We start from the raw sequence: 16,077 nt of genomic DNA, 5'->3' as shown, positions 1-16,077 counted from the left end.
AACCTTTCTTTTTTCTTAAATATTTTAATTTATTTAGACGGTTCTATTTCCACTGTGGAAATAGAGCCACAGAGGTCTTATGAAAATTTATTTACTCTCCCTTGCTGTAGGCTTACTCGTTGGCGTTTTATATTATGTGTTAAATGTAAAATCTCCAGCGCCACCTTTGGTTGCATTATTGGGTTTATTGGGCATGGTGATAGGTGAACAACTGATTCCTGTCATTCGAAATTTAATGAACTAATGACTGAATAAGAATTTTAAAATGGCACATCTCAATCGATTGTTAAGTTTCAATGCGGGTTATGTGGATACTGCAAGTTTCCTTGCAATCCATGGGCTTTTCGCAGCACATGTGACAGGAAACTTTGTCACCCTTGGTGCGGCATTGGTTTCCAATAACCATGCAGGAGCATGGGCTAAACTCTCCGCTTTACCGATGTTTTGTATCACCATTTTATTGGTGAAATTGCTTGATCAATTTTTTATAAAACGTGCAAAAACATCTTATCCGACCTTATTAAAAATGATGTTTCTATTTTTTATTTTGGCGGCTGTGATTTCGGTATTCTATTTACCATTTCCGTTTACTGATACGTGGTCAAGTTTTGCTGTAGGGATGTTACTGGTCGCAGCAATGGCAATCCAAAATGCAATCCATCGTTTACATTGGGTGAAAGAGTCTCCAACGACAGTGATGACAGGTTCAACCACACAATTGATGTTAGATGTCGGAGAACTTTTTTCTCAAAGCAATCCTGAGAAAAGGCAAATCATACAACAACGATTTAAATCAATTTTCCCTACGATGCTGAGTTTTGCTTTAGGTTGCGCAGTCGCTGCGATTGTTTTTAAATTTGCTTTACTTTGGTTGTTTATTGTTCCACCTGTATTGATGGCTTTAATCTACTGGAAAAAAGAGAATTATAAAAAAGCGTGAGTGTATTTTGATATTTCCATTTATCCAATGCATTGTTTTATCACTTGTACTTTAAAACAGGTTGTTGCGTTAACAGGAAAGTCTAAGTATTAATCGCTTAAAGAATGGCAGTTTTACAGAAAATTACTTTTATAAAATAGGGTTATTATGAGTCTTATAAATACACAACAAAAAAGAGTGCCTTTTTGGCAAAATTGTCGCGAATCCGTGATTTTGACCATTGTTGGCGGTGCAATCGATACGATTGGTTTTATTGCATTATTTGGTTTTTTTACCGCGCATGTGACAGGTAACTTGGTTTTAGCTGGCGCTGTTTGGGTCAATGGCGGAAAGGGTATTTGGATCAAACTTGCGGCGATACCTCTGTTTATTTTAACCGTGATTGTCACGAAATATTTAATTGAAAGATTTGATCATAAACATAAAATTCTCGCTTCGTTATTTCTAGCAGAAGCTTTTTTCCTTACAGCATTTATGATCGCAGGGCTTCTATTTGAGCCATTTAAGCATGCTGAGGCGGTGAGTGTCGCGATTACAGGTGGCTTAGGTTTAATTGCATTGGCGATTCGTAATACATCGAGTAAAACACTGATTAAACATATTAGCCCAAGTACCATGATGACTGGGAATACCACACAGTTGGGTATTGATATTTCAAATTATTTGAGTCATCCGACAGAAGAAAATCGAGTGTCTATGGTGAATAGCCTGAGTATTATTCTTGGTTTTGTGATCGGGGCTTTTTTAGGTGCATTCCTTTATTGGCATTTGGATTTTTGGAGTGTGGCATTTTTTATTTTTCCGATCTTATATTTGGCATATCTAGCGTATAATCAAAAATTTAAGACTCCATCGTAATGAAAAAATTGCTTGATCATGAATGTGATATTCATAATGAAGAGTTTATTGATGTTTAGGAATGATGATCTAGCAGATTGATTTATTAAAGTTTTACCGTGAGTTGAAGTCATTGCTGCGCAATATTTGAGTTAACTTTGATCTATGGCGTTCAAAGTTCGTGATGTATGAGGTAAGTTGATGGATAAATTTAGCTAAACAATATGTTATAATTTGTAATATATCACCGAGAAAGACCGTAAAACGTTCAAATCCAATATAAAGCTGCCAAATGCGCAGCTTTTTTAATTGATGTGCATTTTATGCAAAGTTTTTTTATCGGAAATGTCATTTTGGTACATTTATTGGATGCTGAATTGTGGTTGAATCTCAGCCATGTTTCATTTTTAAATGAACTCGATTTTATCAACGAATAGCTCAAACTGATCAGGGGCTCAACAATGACGAATCCAAATCCTTCAGCGGGTTTGCTCGAACGCTTATTTAAATTAAGTGAGAACAAAACAACCTTTAGAACGGAAGTCCTTGCAGGTTTTACGACATTTTTAACGATGTGTTACATCATTATTGTCAATCCAGGCATACTTTCTATAACAGGTATGGACCATGGTGCAGTTTTCGTTGCAACTTGTTTAGCCGCTGCAATTGGCTGTTTTGTAATGGGAATTGTGGCGAACTATCCGATCGCACTTGCACCAGGTATGGGCTTAAATGCTTATTTTACCTTCTCTGTATGTCAAGGTATGGGTGTGCCATGGCAAACCGCATTGGCTGCTGTATTTGTATCTGGTTTAGTCTTCATTGCAATCAGCATGTTTAAAATACGTGAAGCAATCGTCAATGCTATTCCAATGTCGTTGAAGTTTGCGATTGGTGGCGGGATTGGTTTATTCCTTGCACTGGTTTCTTTAAAAACTTCGGGCATCATTGTTGCCAATGACGCGACTTTAGTGAAACTGGGTAATTTGAATGATCCTAAAGTCTTACTGACTTTATTAGGTTTTATTCTCATTGTGATCATGCATCACTTTAAAGTGCGTGGCGCAATTATTATCAGTATTTTAGCAATTACCGCGATTGCAACTGCGTTGGGTTTAAATCAATTCCAAGGCGTGGTTGGCGCAATTCCATCATTAGCACCAACATTCTTGCAAATGAATTTTGAAGGTTTATTTACAGCAAGTTTGATTGGGGTAATTTTCGTTTTCTTCCTTGTTGACTTGTTTGACTCGACAGGAACATTGGTTGGTGTATCACACCGTGCAGGCTTATTGAAAGACGGTAAATTGCCACGTTTGAAAAAAGCTTTATTTGCTGACTCAAGTGCAATTGTTGCAGGTGCCGCTTTAGGTACATCTTCAACAACACCTTATATTGAATCTTCTGCAGGTGTTGCCGCAGGCGGTCGTACTGGTTTAACAGCAGTCGTTGTTGGTGTATTGTTCCTTGCGTGTTTATTCTTTGCACCATTGGCTCAGTCAGTGCCTGGATTTGCAACTGCACCAGCATTATTGTTCGTTGGTGTGTTGATGATTCAAGGGATCACCAATATTGAATGGGATGATATTACTGAAGCAGTTCCTGCATTCTTAACTATCGTATTTATGCCATTCTCATATTCAATTGCTGATGGTATTGCGATGGGCTTTATCAGCTATGCATTGGTGAAATTATTCACAGGCAAAGCAGCGACAGTACCGTACATGGTCTGGATTATTGCGGTACTTTGGGTGATCAAATTTGTTGCATTTGGCGGCTAATTCAAAATTTACATGAAAGGGTGTAGACAAGTGTCTGCACCCTTTTTTATTTTATAGATATTCGTATTTGAGGAAATAACATGAACAGATTAGAACTCATTCATGCCATACCCAAGGCAGAACTCCATGTACATATCGAAGGAACGTTTGAGCCTGAACTGATGTTTGCCATTGCTCAACGTAATCAAATTGATATTCCTTATAAATCTATAGAAGAAGTTAAACAAGCGTATAACTTTCATAATTTACAATCGTTCCTCGATATTTATTATGCAGGCGCAGCTGTACTGATTCATGAGCAAGATTTTTATGATCTGGCTTGGGCATATTTTGAGAAATGTGCAGAAGATAAAGTTGTACATACTGAAATGTTCTTTGACCCACAGACCCATACTGATCGTGGTGTAGCATTTGCAACGGTGATCAATGGTTTACAACGCGCTTGTGATGATGCTTTATCTAAATTAGGCATTAGTTCGCATCTCATCATGTGTTTCTTGCGCCATTTGAGTGAAGAGGCAGCATTTACAACTTTAGAACAAGCTTTACCTTATAAAGATCAAATTATCGGTGTGGGCTTAGATTCAAGTGAGGTCGGGCATCCTCCATCTAAATTTGAACGTGTTTTTGCCAAAGCACGTGAAGCTGGCTTTTTAGCGGTTGCGCATGCAGGTGAAGAAGGTCCAGCGGAATATGTGTGGGAAGCTTTAGATTTATTGAAAGTGAACCGTATTGATCACGGTGTACGCTCTGAAGAAGATACGAAATTGATGGCACGCTTAATTGCTGAAAAAATGCCTTTAACCGTATGCCCACTCAGTAATTTAAAACTCTGTGTGGTTGATGATATGGCACAACATAATATTCAACGTTTATTAAAACAAGGTGTGCACGTCACAGTAAATTCAGATGATCCATCCTATTTTGGTGGTTATATGAATGATAATTTTATTGCGATTGCAGAAGCTTTGGATCTTAGCCATGATGAAATCAAAGTATTAGCAAAAAATTCATTTGAAGCTTCGTTTATTTCCAACGAACAGAAGCAAAAATGGAACAATCAAATTGATGCATTGGCGTGATTCTAGGTTTATCCTATGCATTATCAAAAAGCAGTGTTTTATCACTGCTTTTTTCATGAGGAAAATATAGTGAGATTTTTAACAACTTTAACTTTATTGGCAGTTGTTCCAATCACTGTAGCATGTGCGGATTCAGATCCACATGCGATGCGACAAAAATTGTTAAAGCCATTAATCGAACAACAGTGTCAGAGTGAACTGAAATCTTCAAAAATTTGGCAAGCGGCATCTATATTTTGGAGTGATTCACAACAACAGCATGCACAACAAAAAATCTGTGGCTGTGTCAGTGATAGTGCATTGAAAGATATATCAAATAAAGATTTAGTGATGGCTTCTGTGAATGAAGAAACAAAAAATAAAGTCATTCATCAAGCGGTATTAAACAGCATCAAAGGCTGTGTGAAAGAAGTTTTAAAATAGCTTAAGCAAATTTTATTTTTATTCTAATTGTAAAAAAAAGCACATCCGTCGATGTGCTTTTCATATAAATTTGAATGGATAATCGTGAACTTAGATCATAGCTTAAATGCTATCGAAGCTTAATCGCTTTGACGTGTCATACTCTTTAACACATTGTCTTTGTCAATGAAGTGATGCTTCAAGGCTGCACCAATATGCCCAACTAAGAGTAAACCTGCCGCCCAAGAAATATAAATATGTAAAGGTTTTACGATTGCAGTCAAATCAGGATTATCTTGTACCAATTTTGGAATATCAAATAAATATAGAACTGGCACAGGATGCCCAGCGCTCCAGCTAAATAAACAGCCTGTGATTGGTAAAGCAAGCAAAACTAAATACAATGCTAAATGTCCAAAATGAGCCATTTTTTTCATGGTCGGTGACATGCTTTCAGGTAACTCAGGTGCAGGGTGGGTATAGCGCCAAAAAATACGAATCACCACTAAAAAAATAATCACAGAGGCAATATTTTTATGTAGGGTAATGACATCCCCCTTAAAACTACCGTCAGATTCATAACTTAGGAAGTTACCACTATAAAAACCGATGACATAGGCAACAATAAAAATAATCGCCATAGACCAATGAAGCCATTGTGCCGTCCTTGTGTAGTATTTTGATTTTTGTTGCATGAGAAGTATTCCGATTAAACTTAATCACTATAATATGAATTTTAGATGATGAAATCAGCCTTAAAAATTCAACGTAATGTTTTAAATTTGCAACGTTAAAGTCGAAAAGTGGGAAGTAAATATACGATTACCATTCAATTACATGAATAGTGATAATTTATAGTTTATTCTGTGCTTAAGATTAGGCAGAATAGCGCCACAAAGTAATATAACAAGGACTTTACTGTGAAAAAATTAATTGCTGTTCTAGCACCATTCGCTCTTGTACTTTCAGCTTGCGCAACGACAGATGGAACAACAGGTGGTTCTGCAATGCAGACGACAGGGCAACAACTCGGTATGACGGCACTTAAAATTGGGATCAATGCCAAGTGTACAACTGAATTAAATAATCTACCTGCTTGGAAAACAGCAACACGTGTGATGACAGCTGACCAAAAAACCAATGTACAAACGGAAATTTGTGGATGTGTCAGTGAAAAAGCGCCAGAGAGCGTAACTGCAGTAGATTTGGCAACGGCTGCACTCGATCCACAGGCACGTGCAACGATCGTTTCAAATGTTGTCACTAAAACGATTAATTCGTGTGTCGCTGAAGCTGTGAAATAAAATGCTTTGAAACCATGTTAGAATTATAAAAGGCTGACTCGTTCAGCCTTTTATTTTGATAGGAATGAAAATGTTAATTGCTGGTGTAGATGAAGCGGGTAGAGGACCATTGGTGGGTTCGGTTGTGGCTGCTGCCGTAATTTTAGATCCAAATAATCCGATTGAAGGATTAAATGATTCAAAAAAATTAACGGAAAAAAAACGTGAAAAGTTATTCATTGAAATAAAAGAAAAAGCTTTGGCATGGTCAATTGCAGAAGCATCTCATCAAGAAATTGATGAGATCAATATTTTACAAGCATCATTATTGGCAATGCGCCGTGCTGTAGAAGGCTTAAAAATTCCTCCAGAGCATGTACTTGTAGATGGAAACAAAGTACCTAAAGGCCTACAAATGAGCTGTGATGCTGTTGTTGGCGGGGATGCATTACACGCAGAAATTAGTGCTGCCAGTATTCTTGCTAAAGTGACTCGTGATCATGAAATGGTTGAATTAGATCAGCAATATCCACAATTTGGTTTTGCTAAACATAAGGGTTATCCAACCAAAGCACACTATGAAGCGATTGCTGAACATGGTGTGATCGACCAGCATCGCCGTAGTTATGGGCCTGTAAAGAAAGCATTAGGTATTGAATAAATTGTTCAATAACACAATTAAAAACATATAGTTAAAAAATTTAAAGCGACCTTTTGAGTCGCTTTATTTTTCAAAACAAGATTTAACCTTAACGGTTATACGTGTTCTGCGCATTATCATCTTCATAAGAAGGTTGATAATCTTGATCAATATGTTGCAAATGTTCGTGCATAGCACGTTCATGTTGAATACGTTGATAAATTTCTTCGCGGTGTACAGAAACTTCTTTTGGTGCATTCACACCAATACGAACTTGATTGCCTTTAACACCAAGCACAGTAACACTGACTTGATCCCCAATCATCAAAGTTTCTCCGACACGACGGGTCAGAATCAGCATGTTTATCTCCTTGCTTAAACGCTAAACCTGCGACAATTTCTAAAATTAGAAAACACAACCTTAAATAGCAAAATAATTCTAACAGAATAATGTGACAAGTTTTTCACTTTTTCATCACTCTGTCGAAAATTTTCTAAAACCTCAAACCTAATATAACAGAGCCACTATAGAAAACACTATAGTGGCTCAGTTTTTTTATTGGTCAAAATAGCAAATAAATTGCGTTACTTGATCAAATATTATGCACGAACGCTTGATTCACCATGTTCACGGTCTAAACCGAAAGCAGTGTGAAGCGTACGAACTGCAAGTTCTAAGTAATTTTCTTCAATAATCACAGAAATTTTGATCTCTGAAGTTGAAATCATCAGGATATTGATGCCTTCATCAGCAAGTGCAGTAAACATTTTACTTGCAACACCTGCATGTGAACGCATACCTACGCCTACGATTGATACTTTAACGATATCATCACGTGTTGCAACTTCACGCGCACCAATTGCACGTGCTGTTTCTTCTAAAATCGCTTTAGCTTTTTTCAATTCACCACGATTTACTGTAAATGTGAAGTCAGTTGTACCATCTTCTTCAACGTTTTGGATAATCATATCCACTTCAACATTTGCAGCACCAATCGGTGACAAAATTTTAGAGGCAATACCTGGTTCATCAGGAACACCTAAAATAGTTAATTTTGCTTCGTCACGGTTAAATGCGATACCTGAAATAATAGGATTTTCCATGTTGTCTTCCGCTTCAGTGGTGATTAGTGTACCGACGTTTTTCTTAAATTCTTCGTCGAATGCGCCATCATCGTCATTATCAAAACTTGATAATACGCGTAAAGGCACTTGGTATTTTCCTGCAAATTCTACAGAACGAATTTGCAGAACTTTTGAACCAAGCGATGCCATTTCAAGCATTTCTTCAAATGAAATGCGATCAACTTTTTTAGCTTTTGGTGCAACACGAGGGTCAGTGGTATATACACCGTCAACATCGGTATAAATCTGACATTCATCCGCTTTCAGAGCAGCAGCAAGGGCTACACCTGAAGTATCCGAACCACCACGACCTAAGGTTGTGGTATTTCCTTCAGCATCAAAACCTTGGAAACCAGCAACGACAATCACACGACCTGCATCTAAGTGCCCAGTCATTACATCTGTGTCGATTGATTCGATACGCGCTTTGGTGTATGAATTGTCGGTTTTAATCCCAACCTGACGACCAGTAAGTGACTTCGCTGCAACACCAATTGAATTGAGTGCCATTGCTAACATTGAAATCGTTACCTGTTCACCCGTAGACACCATTTGGTCTAATTCACGAGGATCAGGGGTTTCGGTAATGGCCTTCGCTAAAGCCAATAAGCGGTTGGTTTCACCACTCATTGCTGATACAACTACGACAACCTTGTGTCCGTGATCATGCCAACGCTTTACGCGACGAGCAACATTTAAAATGCGCTCAGGAGTACCCATAGAGGTACCGCCATATTTTTGAACGATTAATGCCATGTTTGTTCCATATAAGCAGTGACTCTAATTGGCATTAGAGTCATTTACACAAAAGGTGAAGTTATTATTTTTGAGCAAGCCAAGCAGTAAGATCTGCCATAACTGGTTCAAACTTCTCGTTTAGTGGCGCGCCACCTTGTGCTAAGTCAGGTTTACCACCACCTTTACCACCCAGCTCTGTCGCTAAGTGTTTGATGATGTCACCCGCTTTTAGATTTGCAGTGAAATCTTTCGCTACAGATGCGATCAAGCTGACTTTATCACCTTCAACACCTGCAAGCACGATCACTGCATTGTCTAATTTAGATTTGACACTGTCATGAAGATGGCGAACAGATTTCGCATCCTGACCATGAACAGTGGCAATAAGTGTCTGGCGACCTACGATGTCCTGAACTTGACTCATCAGTTCAGATGCTTGGAAATTCGCCAGTTTTTGATTCAATTGCTCAATTTGCTTTTGCAATTGATGTGCTGTTTCAACAGTTGCTTCAACTTTTTCAACAGTCTGATCTTTTTGCGCTTTTAACAAGTCATTGATGTGAACAATGTCTGCATCAACTTTTTGTACAGTTTCAAGTGCTTTAGTCCCTGTAACCGCTTCGATACGACGTACACCCGCAGCAACACCACCTTCAGAAGTGATTTTGAATAAACCGATATCACCTGTACGTTTTACGTGGATACCACCACACAATTCGATAGAGAAGTTCTTCTCATCTTTTGTGGTACCCATAGAAAGTACACGTACTTCATCGCCATACTTTTCACCGAACAGCATCATTGCGCCTTTTTCTTTGGCAGTATCGATGTCTAAAAGTTCAGTAGAAACCACAGTATTGGCAATCACTTCAGCATTGACAATACGTTCAATTTGTTGAATTTGAGCAAATGTCACAGGTTGGTCATTGGCAAAGTCAAAACGTAAAATGTCAGACGCAACCAAAGAACCTTTTTGTTGTACATGTTCGCCAAGCACTTGACGTAAAGCAGCATGTAAAAGGTGAGTCGCAGAGTGGTTACGTGCAGTCGCTTCACGGATATCTGCTTTCACAATCGCTTCAACTGCTTGAGTTGCTTTTAAGCTACCTACAGTCACGATACCTTGATGAACGAATGCGCCACCCGATTTTTTAGTATCCTGAACTTCAAAGATACCAGTATCGTTTTTGAAGATACCTGTATCACCGATCTGACCACCGCTTTCTGCATAGAAAGGCGTCTGGTTCAATACGATGAGTGCTTCATCACCTTCAACAACTTCATCAACCTGTTCGCCATCTTTGTAGATCGCAACAATCTGACCTTGACCTTGCGTTGCATCGTAGCCATCAAACTGAGTTTCGCCATCGACTTTGACAATTGAGTTGTAATCGACAGCGAATTTACCTGCATCACGGGCACGCTGACGTTGAGCAGCCATTTCAACTTCGAAGCCAGCTTCGTCAATGGTTAAATCACGTTCACGTGCTATATCAGCGGTTAAATCTGTTGGGAAGCCATAGGTATCATATAGCTTAAATACTGTTTCGCCAGCAATCACATTGCCTTTTAAGTTCGCCAGTTCACCTTCAAGCAATTTCAAACCTTGCTCTAAAGTTTTTGCAAACTGTTCTTCTTCACGGATCAATGCAGTTTCAATCACTTGACGACGTTCAGCAAGCTCAGGATACGCTTCGCCCATTACGTCGATCAGAGGTTGCAACATTTTGTAGAAGAATGTACCTGTTGCGCCCATTTTATTACCATGACGTACAGCACGACGGATAATACGACGCAATACATAACCACGACCTTCATTCGATGGATTTACACCATCTGCGATCAGGAAGCAGCAAGAACGTGCATGGTCAGCAACGACTTTAAGTGAAGCAGGGTATTCAACAGGGCTGTTGTTTGCTTGTGCAGTTGCAACAGCTTCTGTGGTATCTACACCGATAATTTCAGCAGCAGATTTCAATAAGTGTTGGAATAGATCTGTTTCGTAGTTTGAATTTACATGCTGTAAAACAGCAGAAATACGCTCTAAGCCCATACCTGTATCGACAGAAGGGGCAGGAAGATTATGCAATACGCCATCCGCAGTACGGTTGAACTGCATGAATACGTTGTTCCAGATTTCAATGAAACGGTCGCCATCTTCTTCAGGTGAGCCAGGTAAGCCACCCCAGATGTGATCACCGTGGTCAAAGAAGATTTCTGAACATGGACCACAAGGACCTGTGTCACCCATCGCCCAGAAGTTGTCTGATGCGTATTTTTCGCCTTTGTTATCACCAATACGGATGATACGGCTTGCATCTAAACCAATTTCTTTGTTCCAGATGTCAAAAGCTTCATCATCGGTATGATAAACAGTGGCATAGAGTTTATCTTTGGGTAATGCTAACCATTCTTCGCCAGTCAAAAAGTCCCAAGCGAAACGAATTGCGTCATGTTTGAAGTAATCACCAAAAGAGAAGTTACCCAACATTTCAAAGAAGGTATGGTGACGTGCGGTATAACCGACATTGTCTAAGTCGTTGTGTTTACCACCTGCACGAACACATTTCTGTGAAGTCGTTGCACGGACATAGTCACGTTTTTCAAGACCTAAGAAACAGTCTTTGAATTGGTTCATCCCTGCATTGGTGAACAGCAGAGTAGGGTCGTTGGCGGGTACAAGTGAACTCGACGCGACACGTGTATGTCCTTGCGATTCAAAGTAACGCAAAAATGCTTCACGTATTTCAGCAGTTGTCATAAAACGAGTACTCACAACCAAGTCACTCCTTAATTCTCATATTGGCTAAAAGTGTACTTCTAAGTCTGATTTTTATGCTTAGTCAGCACACGGGCTTAATTTTTTAAAACGCCAAAGTATAACGGAAAAACCGCATACCACCAATGATTTTCAGGCGAATTATGGGTTTTTCTATTGTTTTGTGGAAAGCACAATTTTAAATTCCATCGCTTTGCAGAAAATTACGTTCATTAAAAATATACCGTTCGCCATTAAACTTCATAATATGTTGACGTTTATATTTATTTTCACTCGTTTTGCGGGTTTTATAATCTGAGCCGTGAGTGGTTTTGGTTTCTTTTATTATAATGTTTTGCAAGCCATGACTGAGTTGATCGGAGAGTATTAGTTTGCGGTCTACTAGATCAGTCGTCGCATCATGGCATTGAGAGCGAGATAGCGTTGAGTAGGTATAGCTAGGAAAATGATATAAAATTTGTTGTATTTTCCCAGATGAATTGATCTGAAATAAGTTGAGTTCATGATTGCTAAAACTTGGATCACCAAATTTACTTTCGCGACTTGAAAGCCCAAATACGGTTGTATTTTTGAGTGTGGAAAATGGCACGTTTTCTAGACGTATTCCTTCAAACTCTAAACCACTAAATGGGAAAAAGCCCTTTTGTTCTAGTCTGCTTAACAGCTTCTGATCAGTACCCAAAACAAGAATGGAAAGGTTGTAATCTTGATTTTTATTCAAATCTGGACTGTCCTCTGAGATATAAGCAAAGATGAATTGATGATTGGGTGTTGTTTTTATACAGGCATAGTCGTTAAAGGAATTTGCTGGGTTGTTTTGAAGAGATTCTGGTCGTAATTTAAGTGTATGGCGTTGGTTAATCTGCTTAATTTCTATGGTTGAACACACAGCATATTTTTCAGTTGCAAAACTTTGTGTACTCATCATGAGCATGATTGCACTCAAAAATAGTGTAAATTTAAATTGTAATGGCATCATCATTGCAACCTATGTTTAAAAAGGATCTATACCCAGTAAATTGTGATGCTGTAATTTGTATTCTTTGCCATTAAATTTCAAAGTTTGTTGTTGTTTGAACGTATTTCTTTTTACTTTGCATGTATTCTCATTGCCAATGATTTGATTTTTTTGTTCTTTTAAAATGATATTTTGTAAACCATTACTTAGTTGATTGCTTAAAACTAAAATGCGTTTTACTTCTGAGGATGGATTGTCTTGTCCACAACTGGCATTGACGTAGCCGCTATCATCAGTGCCTATACCACTAAAAATTTCTTTAATTGGCTGTTTGGAATCAATTTTAAATAAAGCCAGATTGTTATGGCGATAAGAAAATCCACCTTCGTGTGAACTACCAGTCTCTACACCAACGACATGCGTATTGGCGAGCGTTGAAAATTTTGTGGTATGCAATTTTACACCATCATAGCGTTCTGCATCTGTTATGTGACTGCTTGGATCTTTGTATCGTTGTAATACTTTATTTGATGATGAATCAATGAGATAAAGATTTAAGTCATGTTCCATATCATTATAATCTTGGTATGCAATGGGTTGGCTAATGGCAATCAGTTGAAATCTTTGTTGTTGATCTAAGTTAATGCAACTTTTATATGTTTTTGCATCAGTCTGGTCAAACTTATGTGTCAGTAATTTAAATTTTTGAATGATTTGTTCTTGTTGTTGTTCTGAACAACGCTGATAGGTTTCTGCAGCATGGCTTTGCATAGTGAGCAATAAAGTATTTAAGCCGAGCATCAGGAATAATGGTGATTTTAAAAGCATTTTTTGTCTCAATTCAGAATCAATAAGGGGAGATCCCCGCAAGATTGTTACATTCTAGGTTGCGTTGTAATTTGTATTGTTTTTCATCATTTTTAAGAACTCGGATCATAGCATATCTGTTAAATGACAATCATTGAAGCCAAGATTAGAGTCAGTGTTTAAAGATGAAAATCTGCCAAACCATAAAATAATACCTTCAACTAAAGAAGACTGATGCACATAAATATCAGTCAGAATTGTCAGTTCAGCCATTGTTGAATAAACGCACAGACCATTACTCTCGGTTATTGCCATTTTGATTAAAATAATTTTAAGGAACAAAAGTGAACAGTAAAGTAGAGTTATCCAATAAGCATGGACGCATTGCCATTATAGATGCGGTGCGTACTCCATTTGCCCGTATTGCAACACATTATAAAGATTTGAATGCGATTGATTTAGGCGTAATGGTGGTTAATGAGCTGATCAAACGCAATAATTTAAATAAAGATGACATCGACCAATTGGTTTTTGGAATGACAGTCATGATTCCAGAAGCGCCATTTATTGCCCGTGAGATTGCTTTACAGGCAGGCTTGGAAAATGTCGATGCTTATAGTATTACACGGGCATGTGCGACCAGCTTTCAAACTATCACCAGTGCGGCTGAAACGATCCTAGCGGGCAATGCAGACATTATCATTGCAGGTGGAACAGATTCGACCAGTAGTGTGCGTTTGCCGATGTCTGCAAAATTTTCTTCAACATTGCGTGATGTCAATTTTGCCAAAACGCTGAAAGATCGTTTGAAATTACTGTCCGCATTACGTCCGAGTGATATTTTGCCACAACAACCGTCGATTACAGAATATTCTACCCATGAAACCATGGGGCAAAGTTGTGAACAAATGGTGAAAAAATGGGGCATCAGCCGTAGTGAGCAAGATGATCTTGCATTTAAATCACACTTTAATGCGGACAATGCGTGGAAACAAGGCTACTTAGATCAGCAAGTGCTGACAGCGACATTGAGTTCAGGAAAAACCCTAAAAGAAGATAACCTTGTCCGTCAAAATCCGAAACGTGAAGCTTATGACAAATTAAAACCTGTATTTGATCTTTCGGGCAAAGGTACGGTGACAGCAGGTAATGCAAGCCCGTTGACGGATGGTGCTTCGGCTGTTTTGCTCATGAGTGAAGAAAAAGCCAAAGCTTTAGGTTTTGAACCGATTGGTTATATTCGTTCTTATGCCTTTGCTGCGAAAACGCCAAAAGAAGATTTGTTAATGGGACCTGTGTTGGCAGCGCCAATTGCATTGGAACGAGCAGGTATTCCACTTGCAGAAATGACACTGATCGATATGCATGAGGCTTTTGCAGGTCAGGTTCTATGTAATATTAAAGGTTTAGACTCAGATAGTTATGCCAAGACAGTATTAAACCGTTCGCATGCGGTGGGTGAGGTGAATTTCGATCTTCTCAATGTGAATGGTGGCTCAGTCGCTTATGGTCATCCATTTGGGGCAACAGGTGGGCGTGTGATCGGTCAGACCGTACATGAGCTGAAACGTCGTGGCGGTGGTGTGGCTTTGACTACTGCATGTGCTGCGGGTGGTATCGGTGCAGCGATGGTGTTGGAAGTCGATTAATACTTCAAATTGAATTTACGCAGATTGTTGATAATAGAACAGATGTTGATCTGTTCTATTGTCGTAATAGGATAAGTTTAAGCCTGAAATTTTCACTTTATTATTTTATTCATCTTTCAAATCATCCGAATACAACAATTGTGTTTTGTCGATTTGATAAGACTCACCATTAAATTTTAACAATTGTTGCTGTGTTTGATTGACTCGTTTGGTTTTACATTTTTCGTCGGTATCGACAGACTTTTTAGTTTGTTTGAGTAAAATATCCTCTAATTGATGATTCTGAGTATTTTGCAGAATAAAAATACTTTTTATTTCATCACTGGTACTTTCATCACAACCATGCGTAGGTCGCCAGCTCGATTGGATTTGAGTATTTAGGCTTTTTAACACCCATTGAATTTTATTGTTTTTAGCAGTCGGAGTGCTATAAATAATACGGAATAAATTGAATTTATCTAAGTCATAGCTGTGCTCACCGATATTGTAGAGATGAGTTTTTAATCCGATTACATGTTGTTCAGCTAAGTTTGAGTATGGGACACGATCAAATTTGATTGATGAAAATTTACCATTCGCTTCTGAAACAAATTGAGGATGTTGATAGCGCATTAATAATTTTTGTTTATTAATATCAATTAAATCAAGATTGATCTGATAATCATCTTGCTTCGCATCTATCATATTGGCTGTTGCAATCAATACTTGTGAATCATTGAGTTGAATGCAATCAGAACGATTTTCAATTTCCTCATATTTCACTGTCAGGTCTGACAAAAGATGGAATTTTTGAATAAGTTGCAAGCTTTGTTGCGCATCACAAGCAATATAAATTGGCTTTGCATGAAGTGTAGGACTTGAGAACATGATTGAAGCTAAGAAAAGATAAAAGACTTGTTTTAAATTCACCATTTTAAAATTCTCAATTTTATCGAAAGTTGCTATATTGTTTTTAACTTGAATATTTCTAATTCATTTTGACAAATATCCTCCCTAAAGCCAAGAAATCCGATAACATAAGCATGAAATCCCTTGTTTCAACTTTAAGGATCAACG

The 16,077-nt window shown here is 38.2% G+C and carries 16 protein-coding genes; 9 read left to right on the top strand and 7 right to left on the bottom strand.

Annotated features, from left to right (window positions below; genetic code table 11):
• Nucleotides 1–79: 79 nt before the first annotated feature.
• From EXE09_RS09480 to EXE09_RS09455, 6 genes are all read left to right on the top strand, one after another.
• The gene (locus EXE09_RS09480) at nt 80–244 is read left to right on the top strand and encodes a DUF1427 family protein (protein WP_086322776.1); all 165 of its coding nucleotides are present in this window, start codon (nt 80–82) and stop codon (nt 242–244) included.
• Nucleotides 245–265: 21 nt separating this feature from the next.
• Nucleotides 266–940: a YoaK family protein gene (locus EXE09_RS09475; RefSeq protein WP_087552014.1), complete on the top strand. Its 675-nt coding sequence runs from the start codon at nt 266–268 to the stop codon at nt 938–940.
• A gap of 147 nt (nt 941–1,087) precedes the next feature.
• The gene (locus EXE09_RS09470; protein WP_130117100.1) at nt 1,088–1,798 is read left to right on the top strand and encodes a YoaK family protein; all 711 of its coding nucleotides are present in this window, start codon (nt 1,088–1,090) and stop codon (nt 1,796–1,798) included.
• A 440-nt stretch (nt 1,799–2,238) separates the two neighbouring features.
• Nucleotides 2,239–3,558, top strand: coding sequence for an NCS2 family permease (locus tag EXE09_RS09465; RefSeq protein ID WP_068974251.1), 1,320 nt, complete (start codon nt 2,239–2,241; stop codon nt 3,556–3,558).
• An 80-nt stretch (nt 3,559–3,638) separates the two neighbouring features.
• A complete protein-coding gene (locus EXE09_RS09460; protein ID WP_130117099.1) occupies nt 3,639–4,640 on the top strand; it encodes an adenosine deaminase in 1,002 nt (333 codons plus the stop codon).
• 69 nt (nt 4,641–4,709) lie between these two features.
• The gene (locus tag EXE09_RS09455; RefSeq protein WP_130117098.1) at nt 4,710–5,063 is read left to right on the top strand and encodes a hypothetical protein; all 354 of its coding nucleotides are present in this window, start codon (nt 4,710–4,712) and stop codon (nt 5,061–5,063) included.
• A 119-nt stretch (nt 5,064–5,182) separates the two neighbouring features.
• On the opposite strand, the gene EXE09_RS09450 is transcribed toward EXE09_RS09455, so the two are convergent.
• Nucleotides 5,183–5,737: a cytochrome b gene (locus tag EXE09_RS09450; RefSeq protein ID WP_130117097.1), complete on the bottom strand. Its 555-nt coding sequence runs from the start codon at nt 5,735–5,737 to the stop codon at nt 5,183–5,185.
• A 225-nt stretch (nt 5,738–5,962) separates the two neighbouring features.
• Between EXE09_RS09450 and EXE09_RS09445 the strand changes: the two genes are divergently transcribed.
• Complete coding sequence (locus tag EXE09_RS09445; RefSeq protein ID WP_130117096.1) at nt 5,963–6,346, top strand: hypothetical protein; 384 nt, start codon at nt 5,963–5,965, stop codon at nt 6,344–6,346.
• A gap of 70 nt (nt 6,347–6,416) precedes the next feature.
• Nucleotides 6,417–6,986, top strand: a complete 570-nt coding sequence (rnhB, locus tag EXE09_RS09440; RefSeq protein ID WP_130112427.1) for a ribonuclease HII — start codon at nt 6,417–6,419, stop codon at nt 6,984–6,986.
• A gap of 88 nt (nt 6,987–7,074) precedes the next feature.
• Here rnhB and csrA read toward each other — a convergent pair whose 3' ends face one another.
• From csrA to EXE09_RS09415, 5 genes are all read right to left on the bottom strand, one after another.
• Nucleotides 7,075–7,326: a carbon storage regulator CsrA gene (csrA, locus tag EXE09_RS09435; protein ID WP_068974246.1), complete on the bottom strand. Its 252-nt coding sequence runs from the start codon at nt 7,324–7,326 to the stop codon at nt 7,075–7,077.
• 239 nt (nt 7,327–7,565) lie between these two features.
• Nucleotides 7,566–8,846: an aspartate kinase gene (locus tag EXE09_RS09430; RefSeq protein WP_068974245.1), complete on the bottom strand. Its 1,281-nt coding sequence runs from the start codon at nt 8,844–8,846 to the stop codon at nt 7,566–7,568.
• Between the two features lie 64 nt (nt 8,847–8,910).
• Nucleotides 8,911–11,604, bottom strand: coding sequence for an alanine--tRNA ligase (gene alaS, locus EXE09_RS09425; RefSeq protein ID WP_171478625.1), 2,694 nt, complete (start codon nt 11,602–11,604; stop codon nt 8,911–8,913).
• Between the two features lie 181 nt (nt 11,605–11,785).
• Nucleotides 11,786–12,586: a hypothetical protein gene (locus EXE09_RS09420; RefSeq protein WP_130117095.1), complete on the bottom strand. Its 801-nt coding sequence runs from the start codon at nt 12,584–12,586 to the stop codon at nt 11,786–11,788.
• 15 nt (nt 12,587–12,601) lie between these two features.
• Entirely contained in the window at nt 12,602–13,393 is a 792-nt protein-coding gene (locus EXE09_RS09415; RefSeq protein WP_130117094.1) for a hypothetical protein, read from the bottom strand.
• A 323-nt stretch (nt 13,394–13,716) separates the two neighbouring features.
• Here EXE09_RS09415 and fadI point away from each other — a divergent pair, with 323 nt between their 5' ends.
• Nucleotides 13,717–15,021: an acetyl-CoA C-acyltransferase FadI gene (gene fadI, locus EXE09_RS09410; RefSeq protein ID WP_130117093.1), complete on the top strand. Its 1,305-nt coding sequence runs from the start codon at nt 13,717–13,719 to the stop codon at nt 15,019–15,021.
• A gap of 105 nt (nt 15,022–15,126) precedes the next feature.
• Here the strand turns inward: fadI and EXE09_RS09405 are convergent, their stop codons facing one another.
• Nucleotides 15,127–15,933 (bottom strand): hypothetical protein, encoded by an 807-nt coding sequence (locus tag EXE09_RS09405; RefSeq protein WP_130117092.1) that lies wholly within the window; start codon nt 15,931–15,933, stop codon nt 15,127–15,129.
• Between the last annotated feature and the right edge of the window lie 144 nt (nt 15,934–16,077).

The organism is Acinetobacter sp. WCHAc060025, from assembly GCF_004209355.1.
Lineage (GTDB): Bacteria > Pseudomonadota > Gammaproteobacteria > Pseudomonadales > Moraxellaceae > Acinetobacter > Acinetobacter wuhouensis.
Note: the sequence above shows the minus strand (reverse complement) of the source record. Positions and strands in the feature narration are given on the sequence as shown.

Excerpts from the sequence above, each read along its gene's own strand:
- EXE09_RS09480 (WP_086322776.1), top strand. The coding sequence starts at position 80 with ATGAAAATTTATTTACTCTCCCTTGCTGTAGGCTTACTCGTTGGCGTT.
- EXE09_RS09475 (WP_087552014.1), top strand. The coding sequence starts at position 266 with ATGGCACATCTCAATCGATTGTTAAGTTTCAATGCGGGTTATGTGGAT.
- EXE09_RS09470 (WP_130117100.1), top strand. The coding sequence starts at position 1,088 with ATGAGTCTTATAAATACACAACAAAAAAGAGTGCCTTTTTGGCAAAAT.
- EXE09_RS09465 (WP_068974251.1), top strand. The coding sequence starts at position 2,239 with ATGACGAATCCAAATCCTTCAGCGGGTTTGCTCGAACGCTTATTTAAA.
- EXE09_RS09460 (WP_130117099.1), top strand. The coding sequence starts at position 3,639 with ATGAACAGATTAGAACTCATTCATGCCATACCCAAGGCAGAACTCCAT.
- EXE09_RS09450 (WP_130117097.1), bottom strand. The coding sequence starts at position 5,737 with ATGCAACAAAAATCAAAATACTACACAAGGACGGCACAATGGCTTCAT.
- rnhB (WP_130112427.1), top strand. The coding sequence starts at position 6,417 with ATGTTAATTGCTGGTGTAGATGAAGCGGGTAGAGGACCATTGGTGGGT.
- csrA (WP_068974246.1), bottom strand. The coding sequence starts at position 7,326 with ATGCTGATTCTGACCCGTCGTGTCGGAGAAACTTTGATGATTGGGGAT.
- EXE09_RS09430 (WP_068974245.1), bottom strand. The coding sequence starts at position 8,846 with ATGGCATTAATCGTTCAAAAATATGGCGGTACCTCTATGGGTACTCCT.
- EXE09_RS09420 (WP_130117095.1), bottom strand. The coding sequence starts at position 12,586 with ATGATGCCATTACAATTTAAATTTACACTATTTTTGAGTGCAATCATG.
- EXE09_RS09415 (WP_130117094.1), bottom strand. The coding sequence starts at position 13,393 with ATGCTTTTAAAATCACCATTATTCCTGATGCTCGGCTTAAATACTTTA.
- EXE09_RS09405 (WP_130117092.1), bottom strand. The coding sequence starts at position 15,933 with ATGGTGAATTTAAAACAAGTCTTTTATCTTTTCTTAGCTTCAATCATG.